This is a genomic window from Botryobacter ruber (assembly GCF_003347595.2).
GTDB classification, from domain to species: Bacteria; Bacteroidota; Bacteroidia; order Cytophagales; family Hymenobacteraceae; genus Pontibacter; species Pontibacter ruber_A.
Genome location: NZ_QCZK02000058.1, coordinates 42,694 through 59,708 on the forward strand (window position 1 = coordinate 42,694; position 17,015 = coordinate 59,708).

A 17,015-nucleotide genomic window follows, 5' to 3' on the forward strand; every position below is an offset into this window, starting at 1 on the left:
AAAAGGCGGGACGGAACTCCCGCCTTTTTTTATGAACGGCGGGCTCTCCTGCAGTGCAAGTCTTCCTAACACCTGCTGCACTCCCCACCACAGCCTGAGCTCCACCTGCAAAGGCATTTTCTTACGCGTAATCATTTTCTGCAGCTGCCACCACAGCCTCTGCACCACCTGGTTACAGGATAAATCACGCCTGCCCGGGGATTCTGAAGCGGGTGCATCGGGTGTAGCATAAAATTTTTACATATAAAACCAGCTGTGTTTGTTTTGCTTCAGCTGCCTGTGTGGTAAACCTATTTCCCTGAGCTGCAGCTTTGTAAGCGTTTGTTTTACACGTAAAGCCCCGGGTGTGGCCTCGCATTCCGGCAATCGTAACAATACCTGTATTAGTAAGTCTCGGTTTCTGGTTTTAAATTTGCGGCAAAAATTACAGTTTAGGTGTACCCGTGGTAAGCCGGGGAACGATAAACTGATGATGTTTAATTTTATCTGCAAATTATATGTATGATGTTATTATATCGCGCAGCAGTTTGGGCGATATTCCGGATCTGATCAATATTGCCAGCACGACTTATTTCCAGCACTATTCTTACCTGTGGCACGATAAAGGGGAGGAGTACGTGGCCAAACATTTCAACGAACGTACCCTTCGCAGCGAAATGAAAGCGCCGAATGCAGCCTTTTTTATGATTTATTACCAGAATCAGCTGGCAGGTTACCTGAAATTGAACGTGCAGGCAGCATTAGGAGACCACGACCAGCACGATTGCCTGGAAGTGGAAAGAATCTACCTGCTGCAAGAAGCTACCGGGAATGGCGTTGGGCAGCAGGTGATGGAGTTTGTGCTGCGCTTTGCCCGCGAAAAAGGCAAGCGGGTGGTGTGGCTCAAAGTGATGGATAGCAGCAGCCAGGCCATCCGGTTTTATGAAAAAGCCGGCTTCGGGAAAGCGGCCAGCCTGCCGGTGTACTTCCCGCTGTTAAAAGAGGAATTACGGGGCATGCATGTGATGAAACTGAACGTGCCGCTTGCCGGAAAAATTAGTTATGCCGGCACCTCCCAACGCCGCAGCACTAAAAAAGAAGTGTGCGTTGGATAAGGTCCTGGACATACTGATCATAGGTGCCGGGCCTATCGGGCTGGCAGCTGGCATCGAGGCCAAGCGGGCCGGGCTGGATTACCTGATCGTGGATAAAGGCTGCCTGGTAAACTCGCTCTACAACTACCCGCTCAACATGACCTTTTTCTCCACCGCCGACCGGCTGGAGATTGGCGGCATTCCCTTTACCTGTGTGCATGCCAAGCCCAACCGCCAGGAGGCGCTGGAGTATTACCGCCGGGTGGCAGATTCCGAAGCGCTGCAGGTAAACTTGTTCGAGGAGGTACAGGGCATGCGGCTCTCAGGCGATACCTATACCATTAGCACCAGCAAACGCGAGTACCAGGCCCGCCACGTGATCATTGCCATCGGGTTTTACGGGATTCCCAACCTGCTGCATGTAAAGGGGGAGGAGCTGCCCAAAGTACGGCACTATTATTTCGACCCGCATTACTATTACAAGCAGAAAGTGCTGGTAGTGGGAGCGAACAACTCCTCAGCCGACGTGGCGCTGGAAACATGGCGCAAAGGAGCCGAGGTCACCATGGTGGTGCGGGAACCGACGCTGGGACGCATTAAATACTGGACAAAGCCCGACCTGGAAAACCGCATCGAGGAAGGCTGCATCAAAGCCTACTTCCAGTCCGGCATCACCGAAATCCGCGAAACGGAAGTGGACATCGAAACGCCGGATGGGAAGGTAACGATTCAGAACGATTTTGTGATGGCCATGACCGGTTACCAACCCGATTTCAGTTTCCTCGAAAAAATAGGGGTGCAACTCACCAACGATTTCAAGCGCTACCCTTTGTACAATACCGAAACCATGGAAACGAACCTCAAAAACGTGTACCTGGCAGGCGTGATTTGTGGCGGCATGGACACGCACGTGTGGTTTATCGAAAACTCCAGAGTGCATGCCACCCAGATTGTAAAAGATATCGTAGCGAAGCAGGAGGCGCGCGCATAAAAAAGAAGTTGTTTCTCTTTTAAAGGAGCAGCGGGTATGGAGGCAGGTACAGCAGATTCTTTTCACGGATTCAGGTGGAAATAATTTGCAGCACCTGCCTCCATTGCTTCACCACCTTACCTGTTGCGGAACACCTAACCACCTGCTTTCCGTATGACCATGTTATCAGGTAAACAAAAGCCGAAGCAACATGAAAATAGCCATCATCGGAGCCAGCGGAAAAGTAGGCTCCCGCATCACGCACGAAGCCCTCAGCCGGGGCCATCAAGTTACAGCCATTGTCCGCGACCCGACCCGACTCACTACCGAAAACGAAAACCTGGTAGTTACAAAAGGCGATATCCTGGACATAGAAGATACAGCCGTGAAAATAAAAGACCACGATGCGCTGGTGGTTTCCTACAGCCCCGGCTGGGGCCCCGATGCCGACTGCAGCCTGTATGTAGATGCCACCCATGCCGCCATTGCAGCTGCCAAAAAAGCAGGTGTGAAGCGATTGTTAAACGTAGGCGGTGCCGGAAGCCTGTACGTGTCCCCGGGGGTGCAGTCTGTCGATACGCCCGGTTTCCCGGCAGACTGGCGGCCAGGCGCTGCCGCACAGCGCGATTCCCTGGAAGTATACCGGCAGGAAAAGGACCTGGACTGGACTTTCTTCAGCCCGGCGTTTATGATTGGCCCGGGTGAGCGCACGGGCAAGTACCGGCTCGGCACCGAAAATCCGGTGATGGACGAAAAAGGGGAAAGTAACATCTCCTACGAAGATTATGCCGTGGCGCTGGTCGATGAGCTGGAAAAGCCGCAGTTTATCCGGAAACGTTTCACAATCGGGTACTGAAGTATTGGTGCCTAAAGCCTCTTTTTTTAACTTAGAGGTTTCTTCTACCGCCCATGAATCAACCAAATGCACCGCTTGCCGAGCGCATGCGCCCCCACTCCCTCGACCAGTACGCCGGCCAGCAGCACCTGGTGGGGCCAAAAGGCATCCTGCGCCGCTACATCGAAGGAGGCGTCATTCCGTCCATGATCCTGTGGGGACCTCCGGGCGTGGGCAAAACCACACTGGCTAACATCATTGCCAACCAGATGAAGCTGCCCTTCGTGGCCTTGAGCGCCATCAACTCCGGCGTAAAAGACATCCGTGAAGTAATTGAGCAGGCCCGGAAGCGGCATGGTACCGTGCTGTTCATCGACGAGATTCACCGTTTCAACAAATCGCAGCAGGACGCCCTGTTAGGAGCCGTAGAAAAAGGAATCGTAACGCTGGTGGGCGCTACCACCGAAAACCCGTCGTTCGAGGTAATTTCGGCCTTGCTGTCGCGGTGCCAGGTCTACATCCTCAAGCACCTGAGCAAAGAGGAGCTGATCGAGCTGGTAAACAAGGCCCTGCAGGAAGACGAGTGGCTGCGCAACCGCAGCGTGGTGGTGCAGGAGTACGAGGCCCTGCTGACCATTTCCGGCGGCGATGCCCGCAAACTGCTCAACCTGCTCGAGATCGTGGCCGAAGGCGTGAAAGGGGAGCAGGTGGTCCTGACCAACGAACTGGTGCAGCAGGTGGCCCAGCAGAACATCGTGCTATACGACAAGTCGGGCGAAATGCACTACGACCTGGTGTCGGCCTTCATCAAGTCCATCCGGGGCAGCGATCCGAATGCGGCGGTCTACTGGCTGGCCCGCATGATAGAAGGCGGCGAAGATCCCAAATTCATTGCCCGCCGCCTGCTCATCGCCTCCTCCGAAGACATTGGCCTGGCCAACCCGAACGCGCTGCTCATGGCTACTTCCTGTTTCCAGGCGGTGCAGATGATCGGGTACCCGGAGGCAGAGATCATCCTGTCGCAGGCAACGGTGTACCTGGCTACCTCGCCCAAGAGCAATGCTTCGTACAAAGCCATCAAGCAGGCGCGGCAGCTGGTGCAGCAAACAGGCAACCTGCCCGTACCGCTGCACATCCGCAATGCGCCCACCAAACTGATGAAAGAAATCGGCTACGGCAACAACTACAAATACGCCCACGACTACGAAGGCAACTTCGTGCCCCAGGATTTCATGCCCGAAGGCATGCAAAACACCATCCTCTACAACCCCGGCCAAAACACCCGCGAAAACGAAATGCGCAAACAACTCAAAGCGCAGTGGGGAAAGAAGTATGGGTATTAGGAGTTTGGGAGTTAGAGAGTTTAAGAGTTAGAGAGTTTAGGAGTTAGAAAGGTAGAGGTTTTGTAGGGGTTGAAGATTTTCAACCCTTAATGGATGAAAGTTATGGAGTTTTTATTGTTTGATATTATCATGGCTGGTTTAGGAAGACTATACCTAATGGGCAGGTACAGGCAGAAAGCGAGAGTTTCTAAGGTTTTAGCTCACAAGTATGAGGGAAGCTATAGTAACGCCGGAAGAGCGCTGTTTCTGAACCATCTGGCTATACTTTTAGTGCTGCTGCTTTTAGGCTTTATGACTGGAATATTGATTAGCTTCCTGAAATAGCCTGATCAAATATTTTTCTGCTCCTGCCACCATAGCCTCTTCTGCTCCTGCACGACCCACAAACAACCCAAGTCCTGCAAATCCTAAAATTCTGTAAATCCTGATTCAGACAAAAAGAAAATCACAGAAATCATTTAAATCACCGTAAATCAAAGGTTCAGACAAAAATTTCACCCGGATCAAAGTTCAGGAACAATATTCTGCAGCCGTTGTTCTTTAAATAGGTATGAAATACTTTGTAGAACAAGGATCCGTTGTCAGGGAAATCTGGGGGAAGGGCGATACCATTCTCTTTATTTTTGCCGGCGCCTCCGCTGAGTTTGCACTCAACAAGGCGGTGGACTGGCTGTACTTTACCGGTCGCCTCCCTGCCGATCCGCTGGGGCGGCTGTTCTCTACCGTGGGGTATGCCCGGCAGATTGTGTTCTCAGAGTTGGAGGGGGCACACCGCGCCATCGACAGGATGGCTACCATTCACGCCGCTGTCGAAAGCAGCCGCGGGCAAGCTATCCCCGACTGGGCTTACCGCGACGTGCTGTTCATGCTGATCGACTACTCCATCCGCTCGTTTGAGCTGCTGGAAAGAAAACTTTCTACAGCCGAGAAAGCCGAAGTGTTTGAAGTGTTCTACCGGGTGGGCAGCCGCATGGGTTTAAAGGGCCTGCCGGGCAGTTATGAAGCGTGGGTACAGATGCGGGAAGAGCACCTGCAGCAAAACCTACAGCAGAGCCACTTTACGTCAGATCTGTACAGGCAGTACAGGAAGCACCTGGGGGCGGTGCGGTATAAACTGCTGCTCGAGGCGCAGGCCCTGATTGTGCCCGGACGGGTAAAAACATTGCTGCAATTCAACGATACGTCGCTCCTCACACCCATACTCTTCCTCTACAAACTAAGCCGCAAACTGAAACTGGACTGGTTCCTGAAATCACTCATCCTGCCCCCGGCATACATGGCCGAAATAAAGGAACTGGACAGTGCGCCGGCCCGTTAGAATCTAGTTCTACAAGCAAACCGCTCGCCTGAAAGGCTTTACAGCTACTGTCTCCATTGCTTCTGCTGCCTTCGGAATTGCTTTTTCCTTCCCCTTTCCCGGCTTTACTGTTCAGGCCAAAATGATATAAATCACTCCTGCACGTGACTGGCGTCATATGAAGGGGAAGATATATTCTGTTCCTTTATATCACAAAACGACCCCAACCACACAAAACACGAAAGTTTAAAATGTATCAACACACTAAAAACACGAAGCCATGTAAAAAATAAAAAGTGGTGCCCCCAGGCCGCTAAAGTCCACTGTTTTTCCGAAACCGCCTGACGTTTACCAGGCAGAAATGAAATCACCCAAAACATCACGGCTGCTTCCCCTGCCACGCTGGTTTCATGCTGCACAAAGGTGACGGGCAATCTTGCCTGAGCTCCCGTTGATCTCTCAAAAGAAGGGACTGGCTATGTCGCAGCCCTGCGATATAGAAATGATTTGAACGAGAAAAGAGATAGTGAAGATTCCTGCTATGCACCGTGCTGATTTCCGGTACGGCCAGGCGCAGCGTATCCTCAACATTCTGACACAAAAATCGCAAGACATTTCCAATCCGTTTTCTCCAACTGGCTGCACATCGGTTTTCTATACCGGGCCCGAAAGAGGATCAAAAGAAAAAAGATGCCATGAAAGTAACCAACGTAAAAGAGTTAAACAAAAGAATAGCGCAGCTGCGGGACGCGCAAAAGAAATTTGCTACTTACACACAGGAGCAGGTGGACGAAATATTCCGCCAGGCGGCCATCGCAGCCAACAATGCCCGGATTATCCTGGCTAAAATGGCTGCCGAAGAAACTGGTATGGGCTTGGTGGAAGATAAAGTAATCAAAAATCACTTTGCTTCGGAGTACATCTACAACCAGTACAAAGACGAAAAAACCTGTGGCGTAATAGAAAGGGACGAAGCCTTTGGGATCACCAAAATTGCCGAGCCCATCGGCATCATCGCAGCTGTTGTACCTACCACCAATCCCACGTCTACGGCTATTTTCAAGGCACTGATTGCCCTGAAGACCCGGAATGGCATCATCTTCTCGCCCCACCCAAGAGCGAAAAAAGCAACCATCGCCGCCGCCAAAACAGTACTCGATGCTGCCGTTAAAGCAGGCGCTCCCGAAGGCATTATTGCCTGGATTGATGAGCCGTCGGTAGAACTGTCGCAGCAGGTGATGGCGCTCTCCGATTTAACGCTCGCAACAGGCGGACCAGGCATGGTGAAAGCAGCTTATTCTTCCGGTAAGCCTGCTATTGGCGTAGGTGCCGGCAACACACCTGCCATAATCGACGAGACGGCCCATTTAAAAATGGCTGTCAACTCTATTCTGCTTTCCAAAACTTTCGACAACGGCGTGATCTGCGCCTCCGAGCAGTCGGTAATTGTGCTGGACGAGATTTACCCGGAAGTAAGAAGAGAGTTTGAAGAACGCGGCGCTTATTTCCTGAAAGGCGATGAGGTTAACAAAGTAGGTGATATTATCCTGGTGAACGGGGTGCTGAATGCCAACATCGTTGGGCAGCCTGCGGCTAAGATTGCGGCGCTGGCCGGCGTAACGGTTCCCGAAGAAACTAAAATCTTGATAGGGGAGGTAACCTCTGTGGAACTGGAAGAGCCATTCTCGCATGAGAAGCTGTCGCCGCTGCTGGCACTGTACCGTGCAAAAAACTTCGACGATGCCCTGGCCAAAGCGGTACGACTGGTAGAACTGGGCGGCTTCGGCCACACCTCCGTGCTCTACACCGACCAGGTAAAATCGGCGGACCGGATTCAAAGGTTTGGCGCTGCCCTTAAAACCGGGCGAACCATCATCAACATGCCTTCTTCGCAGGGCGCTATCGGCGATATCTACAACTTTCGGCTGGCGCCATCGCTCACGCTGGGCTGTGGCAGCTGGGGCGGTAACTCCGTATCCGAAAACGTAGGTGTGAAACATTTGTTAAACGTTAAAAGCGTGGCCGAGCGCCGGGAAAATATGCTGTGGTTCCGAATGCCTGAAAAGGTTTACTTTAAATACGGCTGCCTGCCGGTAGCACTGCGCGAGCTGAAAGACCTGGGCAAGAAAAAGGCTTTTATCGTGACCGACAAAGTGCTGTATGATTTGGGTTTTGTGACTATAGTAGAGAAGGTGCTGGAGGAACTGGAGATCGATTTCAAAGTATTTTACGATGTGGCGCCCGATCCAACGCTGGCAACTGCCCGCAAAGGAGCCGAAGAAATGATCAGCTTCCAGCCCGACACCGTTATTGCGCTGGGTGGTGGTTCACCGATGGATGCCGCCAAAATTATGTGGGTGCTGTACGAGCATCCGGAAGTGCTGTTCGAAGACCTGGCCATGCGCTTCATGGACATCCGTAAACGCGTGTACCGCTTCCCGGCCATGGGTGAAAAAGCGATGTTTGTGGCCATTCCTACTTCAGCAGGTACAGGTTCGGAAGTAACACCGTTTGCCGTAATCACCGACGAAACCACCGGCGTGAAATACCCGCTGGCCGACTACGAACTGACGCCGGACATGGCCATTGTGGATGCCGAGCTGATGATGCAGATGCCACGCGGCCTGACCTCCGCCTCCGGTATCGACGCCCTGACGCACGCACTGGAAGCCTATGTGTCGGTGCTCGCTTCCGAGTTTACCAACGGGCTTGCATTGGAGGCAATACGGCTGGTGTTCAAGTACCTGCCTGCCGCCTACAACGAGGGCGCTACCAACATCAAAGCCCGCGAAAAAATGGCACATGCCTCTACCATTGCCGGTATGGCCTTTGCCAACGCGTTCCTGGGCATCTGCCACTCGCTGGCGCACAAGCTGGGCGCCACGCACCACATTGCACACGGCGTGGCCAACGGCATGCTCATTTCCGAAGTGGTACGCTTCAATGCCGTGGACAATCCGCGCAAGCAGGCGGCCTTCCCGCAATACAAGTACCCGAATGCCAAGTGGCGCTATGCGCAGGTTGCCGATTACCTGAACCTGGGTGGCAGCACCGACGACGAGAAAATTGAGCTGCTGGTGCAGGCGATAGAGGAGCTGAAAGCGAAAGTAGGTATTCCAAAATCCATAAGAGAGGCGGGGGTGTCTGACACTAAATTTTACGCTTCCCTGGATGAGATGTCGGAGCAGGCGTTTGACGACCAGTGTACCGGCGCCAACCCACGTTACCCGCTCATCAGCGAACTGAAGCATCTTTACATTAACGCTTTTGAAGGCCAAAAGTCTGCTGCTCCAGCCACCACACCCACTGCTCCTGCGCAGGAAGAAAAAAGAGAAGAAGAAGCCGTGGAGGCTTGAGCTTTTAACTATCTAACTCTCTAACTCCCAAACTCCCAAACTCCAAAACACTAAATCATGAAAGAAGTATTAAATTCCAGGCTTATGCACCCCCGCGACCAGATTGCCATGATCATGGGGCGGATTTACAAACGAGGACTAACCACCACCTCCGGCGGCAACATTTCCATCATCGACGACAGCGGCGATATCTGGATTTCGCCGGCAGGTGTAGACAAAGGTTCCCTGCATCCGTCCGACATTGTCTGTGTGAAGAAAGACGGTAATATTGTCGGCAACCACCGGCCTTCTTCGGAGTTCCCGTTTCACAAGGCGATTTACGAAATCCGTCCGGACATCAAAGCTATTATTCATGCGCATCCGCCTGCGCTCGTATCGTTCAGTATTGTGCGTGAAATTCCGAACACCAACGTAATTTCGCAGGCCAAGCACGTGTGCGGGCCTATCGGGTATGCGGAGTACGAGCTGCCGGGCAGTGTGGCTTTGGGCGCTAAAATCGCCAAAGAGTTTACCAAAGGCTTTAACGCCGTGATCATGGAAAACCACGGCACCGTGGTAGGAGGCACGAACATGCTGGATACTTTTCAGCGGTTCGAGACGCTGGAGTTCAGTGCCAGAACCTTGCTGTACGGTAAGTTGTTAGGAGAACCTTCTTACCTGGCTGATGAGGAAATTGATGCATTCCGGAAGCAGATCCCGCATCTCCTGCCCGAAATGGAGGAAGTGAGCTACCCGTCGGATGAGCGGGAGAAACGGCAGGAAATCTGCCAGATCGTGCACCGCGCCTGCAACCATGGCCTCATGATCAGCTCGTACGGCACCGTGTCGGTGCGCTGGAGAGGCAACGACTTCCTGATTACACCAACCGATGTGCCCCGCTGGGATTTACAGATAAACGACATCGTGCAGATAAAGGACGGGAAACGCGAGCCGGGTAAAATGCCAAGCCGCACAACCTACCTGCACCAGGAGATCTACGCCCGTCATCCCGAGATCAACTCCATCATTCTCACGCAGTCGCCTTACCTGATGGCGTTTGCCGTTACCGGAGCCGCATTCAACGTGCGCACCATCCCCGAAAGCTGGATCTTCCTGCAGGACGTGCCTGCGTTGCCGTTCGGTATTCAATTTAAAGGCAGAACGGAGATTCCGGAAATTCTTTCACAAAACAACCCGGCTGTCATGATCCGCAACGACTCCGTGCTGGTGACGGGCGACAAACTGCTCCAGACTTTCGACCGCCTGGAAGTAGCCGAGTTCAGTGCCAAATCGCTGGTAATGTGTGCGCCTATCGGTAAAATGGTGCCAATCAGCAATGAACAGGTAGAGGAACTGCGTTCGGTGTTCCTGCGTGGGTAACACCGCTGGTTAAAACCAATCTAAAATTCTTTCAGCCAACTCCCGAAGCAGCAGAAGCTGTGGAGGGAGCGGCTGCAAAATAAAATGAGCAGGAAACCGGTAATTCCTGGCCGGGTAACCTGTGTCCTTTCAAATCAAACCAACAATTGAAATAAATTATTATGGAAACTTTTCGACGAATTTACTGGCCGGCCATCAACCTGGTTGGCCCGGGTGCTGTGAAAGAGATCGGTGTGGAAATAAAGAAACTGGGGCTCCGGAAGCTGCTGCTTGTTACCGATAAGGTACTTCGCGCGGTGGGCGTGGTGGCCCGCGTAACCGATGTGCTGGACAAGGAAGGCATCAACTATGTTATTTTTGATGAGGTTAAACCAAACCCCACTACCCGCAACGTAAACGACGGACTGCAGGTATTCCAGGAATTTGAATGCGATGGTATTCTGTCGGTTGGCGGCGGTTCGCCACAGGATGCCGCCAAAGCAATTGGCATTCTCTACACCAACGGCGGCGATATTACCCAGTACGAAGGTATTGGCAAGTCCCAAAACAAATCAGTGCCGATTATTGCCGTAAACACTACGGCCGGCACTGCTTCTGAAGTTACTATTAACTACGTGATTACCGACGAAGCCCGCAAAATCAAAATGGTGATTGTAGACCCGAATTCGCTGGCAACGGTAGCCGTAAACGATCCAGAACTGATGCTGAACAAACCGGCAGGTCTGACCGCCGCCACCGGCATGGATGCCCTGACACATGCCATCGAAGCCTACATTACCAAGGGCGCTTTCCGCCTTTCCGATACGCTGGCCCTTGAAGCCATAAAGCTGATTGGCGAGTCGCTGGAGACGGCGGTAAAAGATGGCAGCAACCTCGAAGCCCGTTCCAAAATGACCTGGGCCTCGTACATTGCCGGTCTTTCCTTCTCCAACTGCGGCTTAGGCATTGTGCATTCCATGGCGCACCAGCTGGGCTCTGAGTACGACCTGCCACACGGGGTTGCCAATGCGCTGCTGCTGCCTTTCGTAGAAGAATTTAACTCGGTTGTTTGCCCGGAGAAGTTCCGCAGCATTGCCATCGCCTTAGGAAGAAACGTGGAAACCCTGACACTGGAAGAAGCCCGGCAGGAAGCCATTACAGCGCTGAAAGAAATGGCCGAGAACCTGCAGATTCCAAAGCTGGCAGCAACCCCTTTTAATTCCGGCGACATAGACCGGCTGGCGGAGCAGGCGTTTACCGATGTTTGTACCAGCGGTAATCCCAGGGAGGTAACTGTAGACGACATAAAAGAGATCTACCGACGAGCTTACGAGTTGGAAGCAGTAGAAGAGGCGAATGCAGGTTAACTTGCTTTACCTTTTGTCAGCTAAATTGGCAGTTTTTCCAATTAATTGTTCCTGTTTTTGTTGTTAAAAGCCGGTCCCAGGATCGGCTTTTTTTTTGTAGTGCTGTGGCGGGTTTGGCACAGCAACAGGAGCAAACATCTTATTTTGAGGTGGCTGCTTTCCCAATATGGGAAAGGGAGCACAAATAAGGCATTTTTAGAACATTCACTTCGGTAAAGCAAAAGATGTTTTTAGACTTTTGCAAATGTTTAGTTGTATGCAGGCATGGTATTTAAAATCTAAATTGTAGGACATGATCCTGCTTCGTCTGCCGCTCTATGCAATATAAAATTTTCTGGCTTAGCTTCCAGACCAATTACGAAACAAACGTTTTTATAGAAAAAAGCTTTTGTTTTTTTGGATGTTATACATCAGCTTGATAGCTGTTCCAGTTCTGGAGGCAACAGCTGGTGTACCTGCTCACGACGCTTTCCTGTATTTTTTTAACCTGCTTCCCCGGCTGTTGTGTCTGCTCTCTTCCTGAAATGGGAGAGTGTCTTGTGTTAATTTCCTTTTCCGGGAATTTCATCTTTTTCAAGGGGAGCTCCCGCTACGTATAAATATAGAGAAATTTTAATATTTAAATAAGTAAAATTACTTATCTGGTTTTCTCTTCCTCTTTCTCCTGCCAAACCCGAATGGGCCTATTGCGGCACAGAATTGCTCTATGTACTACTGCAAGTAAAGCAGGAGATAAAGGGCAGCCACCGCCGATCTGTCTAAAATCTAACTGTACTACCTGGTAAGAAAAAAAGTACAAACGAAAACCAACTTTAAATGAACAGAATTCAACTTAGTCACTATTTTGTAGTAATTTTTGCAGTTATTTTATTGGCTTGTCAGCCTGGCAGCGTACGTGCCCAAACGCCCGGGTTAATTTATAAGCCCGCATCCAGCGGGGGCAACCTGGTGCTCGATCCGAACGGGGATGGCTATGTTTCAGCTGCCAGAGTGCCCTCCGGTTTTGCAGATACCAAAGACGAACGTGCAGGCTACAGTGAAATTACCTACCGGCCATTCCCAGCCTTAAGCAATGAACCATTGGGCGATATTGTAACGGGTTCGGGCGGCGGCCACACCGACCTGGCGCCACCGCAGTACACCGGGGCAACAGGTTCTCCCATCGCAGCTTACTTCGACGGTAAAAACGTGATGTTCCGCATCAGGCTGGGTGGCGCGTCCACAGCTTCGAAAGGCTACAGTGTGGTGATTGACACGAACCAGCAGTTCGGCGATTTGGTTGAAGGCGGCAACCCGGCCACTACCCCCAATCCGGGTTTTGAATTTGAGGTAGTTTTTGCCTCTAACTTCGATGTCAGTATTTACGACCACCGGGGGAAAGCAAGCGGCGGCTCCAAAATATGGACCGGTTCGGTGGAGCAGTTCTCGCAGAAGGCGGTGGCGGCTTCTACGGCCAGCGGCAACACCGATTACTTTTACGACTTCTATGTGCCTTTGGCTGCTTTCCCAACGACCGGTTCCGACTTACTGACAGCGTCGACACCCCTGCGCTTGTCCGGTATCACGGTTACCAGTGCCCAGAGTGGTGTTAGCGGAACGGTATCGGATGTGGGCGGTGTAAACTTTGCCGCTTACGGGCACAGCAAGCAGAGCGCCTGGGCCGATGTAGTCAGTTCTTTCCCGCCTACCAGCCTGAACCAGCTCCAGAGTGGCGACTTTGGCAAAATACAGGCTACAGCGCCTGTGGTAAATAGTCCGGTGATAGCAGGAGCTACCACCGTAAAAGGAATATCTGTGGAGGCAGCGGGTTCTGCCATCCTGGTTTACAGAACCGCCGGCGGTGTAACGACACAGATCGGTACAGCTACCGTAGGCGCCGATGGCTCCTGGTCTGCTACCGTCACTGCTGGTGTTGTGCTGGCAGTAAATGATGCAATTACGGCTACGGTTACGCCTGCCTCTAAAGCAACGTCTGCCTTGTCGGTACCTGTTACGGTTACGGCCGGAGCCTGTACAGCCACACCTGCCCCTGTCATTAGTGGTCTTATCTCCTCCGGAAACACAAGAGGATTCACCGGTACTACCAGCTACGCGGGCAACCAAAGAATCACGATCTACTCAGTTGGAAGCGGTTTTATCACTTCTGTAAACTGGAATACAACGACACAGGGCACCACCTGGTCGACTGGGTATTTAGCGTTGGCGGATAACAGCTATTATGCCACCGTTACACCCTTAGATGGAACCGGCAACATCAGCGGTTGCGAATCGCTGCGGTCGAACCAGTTGTGCTATCAGAACGGGCAGCCAAAAGTTAATACGCAGATACTCCAGATTACCAGTGTGACCTACGACGGGAGTACCCAAAGCAACTCCACCTCGTCTACCTGGCATGAGGTGCCGGCAAACATTGCCAGCATTTCCGGTTCTCTTTCCTTAAGCGGTACGTCCATTGAAGGGAATATAGTCGTTTTCCGGAACGGGGTGGCCTCTGCCTTGTCGGTACCGTTTACCACGGCCACTACTACCTGGACCATACCCCTTACCGATGCTTTCAGAGCAAGCTTGCAGGCAGGCGATGTGCTGAGTGTCAGAACGGACATCACGCTCTCCGGTGGCGGCCAGATCACTTGTACCAATTCCTACTCCAGCGCTTCGAATTTATTAACTGTACAAGCCACCACAGCCACACCCACTATCAATGCACCCGGTTGCGGGTTGGTCACCACCTTGTCGGGTACTTCCACAGAGGCAGCCGGAACGGTGCTGCAGTTTTATACCAACGGCACAGCCGGTTTGCGGGATGGCGCACTGGTGGTGCTGTCCGGAACTACGACAGCGGTTACAGCAACCGTCACTACCCAGGGCAACTGGACGGCGAGCTTTACCGGCGTAGCAGGCGGTGGCATTGCCGCAGCTACCCCCATTACTGCCCGTGCCAAAGCAGCGAATAAAGTGCGAAGCGTAAACTCGGCTGCTGTTTCCGCGATAGCTGCCGCACCAGTTCCCGGTGGCGCCACCTTTACGATAGATCCGGTTACAGAACCGGCAGCGGGCGTGCAGTATGTAACTATCCGGGGAACAGGTCCTGCCAGTGCAGGCGGTACCACCTACTATGTAACGGTCAGTATCGCCGGAACTTTGTTTGCACCAGTAGCCACCACAGCCACAGGTACTTGGGAACTTAACGGCATCAGCCCGCTGGAAGTGTATACCGGTGCGGTAATCGCTGCGACCTTCAGCAGCAGTGCCAGCAGTTGCCCGAGTGCGCCTGTTACCACCACGGTGCTGTGCACGCCTCCTTCCAGCGCCTTTACCACCAGCTTTGCCGGCAGCAATTCCATCTGCTACAACGGCACTGTATCCGTTACCCTTTCCGGTTCTGAAGTGGGCGTTGCCTACAGGTTAACCAACAACGGGACACCTACCGGTGCTTCGGTAATCGGAACAGGCGGAGCTATCACGCTTACTTCGGATCTGCTTACAGCTTCTACTACCACGCTTTCGGTAAGAGCTACGGATGTAGGTAGCGACTGTGTGACTACAGGTATTGGCGGAAATAAAACCATAACAGTTGCCGCTGCCCCTGCACAACCCACTTCGCTTGTTGCCAGTTTTACCTCGGGCTGCTCTTCGGTTACGACGACTATTACACTGAACGGACCTGCGGCCAACACCACCTACCAACTGATCAACTACAGCACCAGGGCGACTATCGGTTCACCGCAGGTAATAGGAGCGTCGGCACCGGCTTCTGTTACTATGGCAACTAACCTGACACGCTACACCAGCACCACCTTCGGTGTGCTGATTACCCCCACCAGCGGCTGTACCTCCGTAAGCGACAGAACAGCTACTGTGACGGTAACAGAGGGTCCATCGCTCACGCAGGCTGTTACCATCGACAAGCCTGCGCCTTGCGCCGGTGAGCAGGTTACCATCAGTGTGGCTACCCAGTACAACAGCGGCTACACCTATGTGATCAAAGATGACCTGAACAATATCATCGGCGCCTCCTTCACCGGAACAGGTGCGGTGGTTTCGAGAACAACTGCGTATGCGGGTGGCGTGACAGCAATGCGTACTTTCCGGGTAGAAGTAACAGGCGGCTGTGCTACCAATGCAGTACTGGCAACTACTGTAACAGCTACTCCGGGTACAGCGGCCCCTGCTGCCAATGCCGGCACTGCGCAGGAAGTTTGCTGCACCGTTACGCTGAATGCCAACTATGCTTCCCCGGGCGTAGGCACCTGGTCTATGACGGGCGGAATACCAATGGGTGTGACGTTCTCCAATATCAACGATCCGAAAGCTACTGTCAGCGGCCTTGGCTCCGGAACCTACACCCTTACCTGGACCATCAACAATACCTGCGGCGGCAGTAACACCACCTCTTTCAGCAGTGTGCAGATAACCATTAACTGCCCGGCTGCTTATGTAGTCACAGCGCCAAAATATGCTTCGCAGTACAAAAGCGGCGATGTGCTGGCCTCAGCTTCTGACGCAGACGGTGGGGTGACAGGTGCAGTACTACTTTCCGGTTCGCTGCCGGCCTGGGCAGAATTGCTGTCCAACGGAAATGTGGTCGTGAAGTCAGGCGCGACAGTGGTAGCAGGTACTTACAGCTTCACAGTCAGAACAACGGATGCTTATAGCAAGACAACAGATTCTCCTGTGACCCTGACCATTTATGGTGACATGCCTTTGCTGGCCCCGCTGCCGGTGGAACTGGCTTACTTTACGGCCGTGGTTGCAGATGGCGCTGTAGCACTGCAGTGGCTGACTGCAACAGAAAAAGACAACGATAAATTTATAATAGAACGCAGCAGCAACGGGCGCGACTTCAAAGCCATAGGCGAGGTAAAAGGTCAGGGCAACAGTAGTACCGCCATCCGCTACAGCTTCACCGACAAAATGCCGCTTGCAGGTAGCGCATACTACCGCCTGAAGCAGCTCGATTATGACGGCAAGCACAGCTACAGCAACGTGATAGCAGTGGAAGCAAAAGGTGTTGCGGCCAATCTGCAACTGCAGGCTTACCCGAACCCGTTCAGCGACAAGGTAACGATAGCGGTAACTTCTCCTGTAGCAGAAAAAGCGCAGCTGCATCTGCTGGACGTGCAGGGCCGGGTGCTGCTGACAAAAACGGTTGAGCTGCGCAGCGGCCTGACAGAGGTGGAACTGGGTATGCAGGCAGTGGCAGGTGGGGTGTACATCCTGAAGCTAACCGGTAATGGCATCGACGCTAAAACCAGGATCATGAAGTCGAATTAATTTTAAACTATAGAAGCCAACAAAAAAGCCGGTAGCAGTACCGGCTTTTTTGTTGTGGTCATTTTTTTGCATCAGCAACGCTGGTTGTACAGGATCAGGCAGGAGCAGAGGCTGTGGTGGCAGCTGCAGCAAAGTTTTTAGCCCCAAAACTGCCACCCGGTA

General features: G+C 52.6%; 10 protein-coding genes. All 10 read left to right on the forward strand.

What is annotated here, in order from left to right:
* Window positions 1-497 precede the first annotated feature (497 nt).
* The 10 genes from DCW36_RS20350 (at window position 498) to DCW36_RS20395 (ending at window position 16,853) form a co-directional block, all read left to right on the forward strand.
* On the forward strand, window positions 498-1,094 hold the full coding sequence (locus DCW36_RS20350) for a GNAT family N-acetyltransferase (RefSeq protein ID WP_114782646.1): 597 nt from the start codon (window positions 498-500) through the stop codon (window positions 1,092-1,094).
* A complete protein-coding gene (locus DCW36_RS20355) occupies window positions 1,087-2,064 on the forward strand; it encodes a YpdA family putative bacillithiol disulfide reductase (protein WP_240676256.1) in 978 nt (325 codons plus the stop codon). The genes DCW36_RS20350 and DCW36_RS20355 overlap by 8 nt, the downstream gene beginning before the upstream one ends.
* A 190-nt stretch (window positions 2,065-2,254) precedes the next feature.
* A complete protein-coding gene (locus tag DCW36_RS20360) occupies window positions 2,255-2,899 on the forward strand; it encodes an NAD(P)-dependent oxidoreductase (protein ID WP_114782648.1) in 645 nt (214 codons plus the stop codon).
* A 53-nt stretch (window positions 2,900-2,952) separates the two neighbouring features.
* A complete protein-coding gene (locus tag DCW36_RS20365; protein ID WP_114782649.1) occupies window positions 2,953-4,221 on the forward strand; it encodes a replication-associated recombination protein A in 1,269 nt (422 codons plus the stop codon).
* A gap of 93 nt (window positions 4,222-4,314) precedes the next feature.
* Complete coding sequence (locus DCW36_RS20370; RefSeq protein WP_114782650.1) at window positions 4,315-4,545, forward strand: hypothetical protein; 231 nt, start codon at window positions 4,315-4,317, stop codon at window positions 4,543-4,545.
* 226 nt (window positions 4,546-4,771) lie between these two features.
* On the forward strand, window positions 4,772-5,539 hold the full coding sequence (locus DCW36_RS20375) for an oxygenase MpaB family protein (RefSeq protein WP_114782651.1): 768 nt from the start codon (window positions 4,772-4,774) through the stop codon (window positions 5,537-5,539).
* A gap of 635 nt (window positions 5,540-6,174) precedes the next feature.
* Complete coding sequence (gene adhE, locus DCW36_RS20380) at window positions 6,175-8,874, forward strand: bifunctional acetaldehyde-CoA/alcohol dehydrogenase (RefSeq protein WP_262708164.1); 2,700 nt, start codon at window positions 6,175-6,177, stop codon at window positions 8,872-8,874.
* 57 nt (window positions 8,875-8,931) lie between these two features.
* Entirely contained in the window at window positions 8,932-10,233 is a 1,302-nt protein-coding gene (locus DCW36_RS20385) for a class II aldolase/adducin family protein (protein ID WP_114782653.1), read from the forward strand.
* A 161-nt stretch (window positions 10,234-10,394) separates the two neighbouring features.
* The gene (locus tag DCW36_RS20390) at window positions 10,395-11,579 is read left to right on the forward strand and encodes an iron-containing alcohol dehydrogenase (RefSeq protein ID WP_114782654.1); all 1,185 of its coding nucleotides are present in this window, start codon (window positions 10,395-10,397) and stop codon (window positions 11,577-11,579) included.
* A gap of 816 nt (window positions 11,580-12,395) precedes the next feature.
* Window positions 12,396-16,853, forward strand: coding sequence for a T9SS type A sorting domain-containing protein (locus tag DCW36_RS20395; protein WP_114782655.1), 4,458 nt, complete (start codon window positions 12,396-12,398; stop codon window positions 16,851-16,853).
* Window positions 16,854-17,015: the final 162 nt, after the last annotated feature.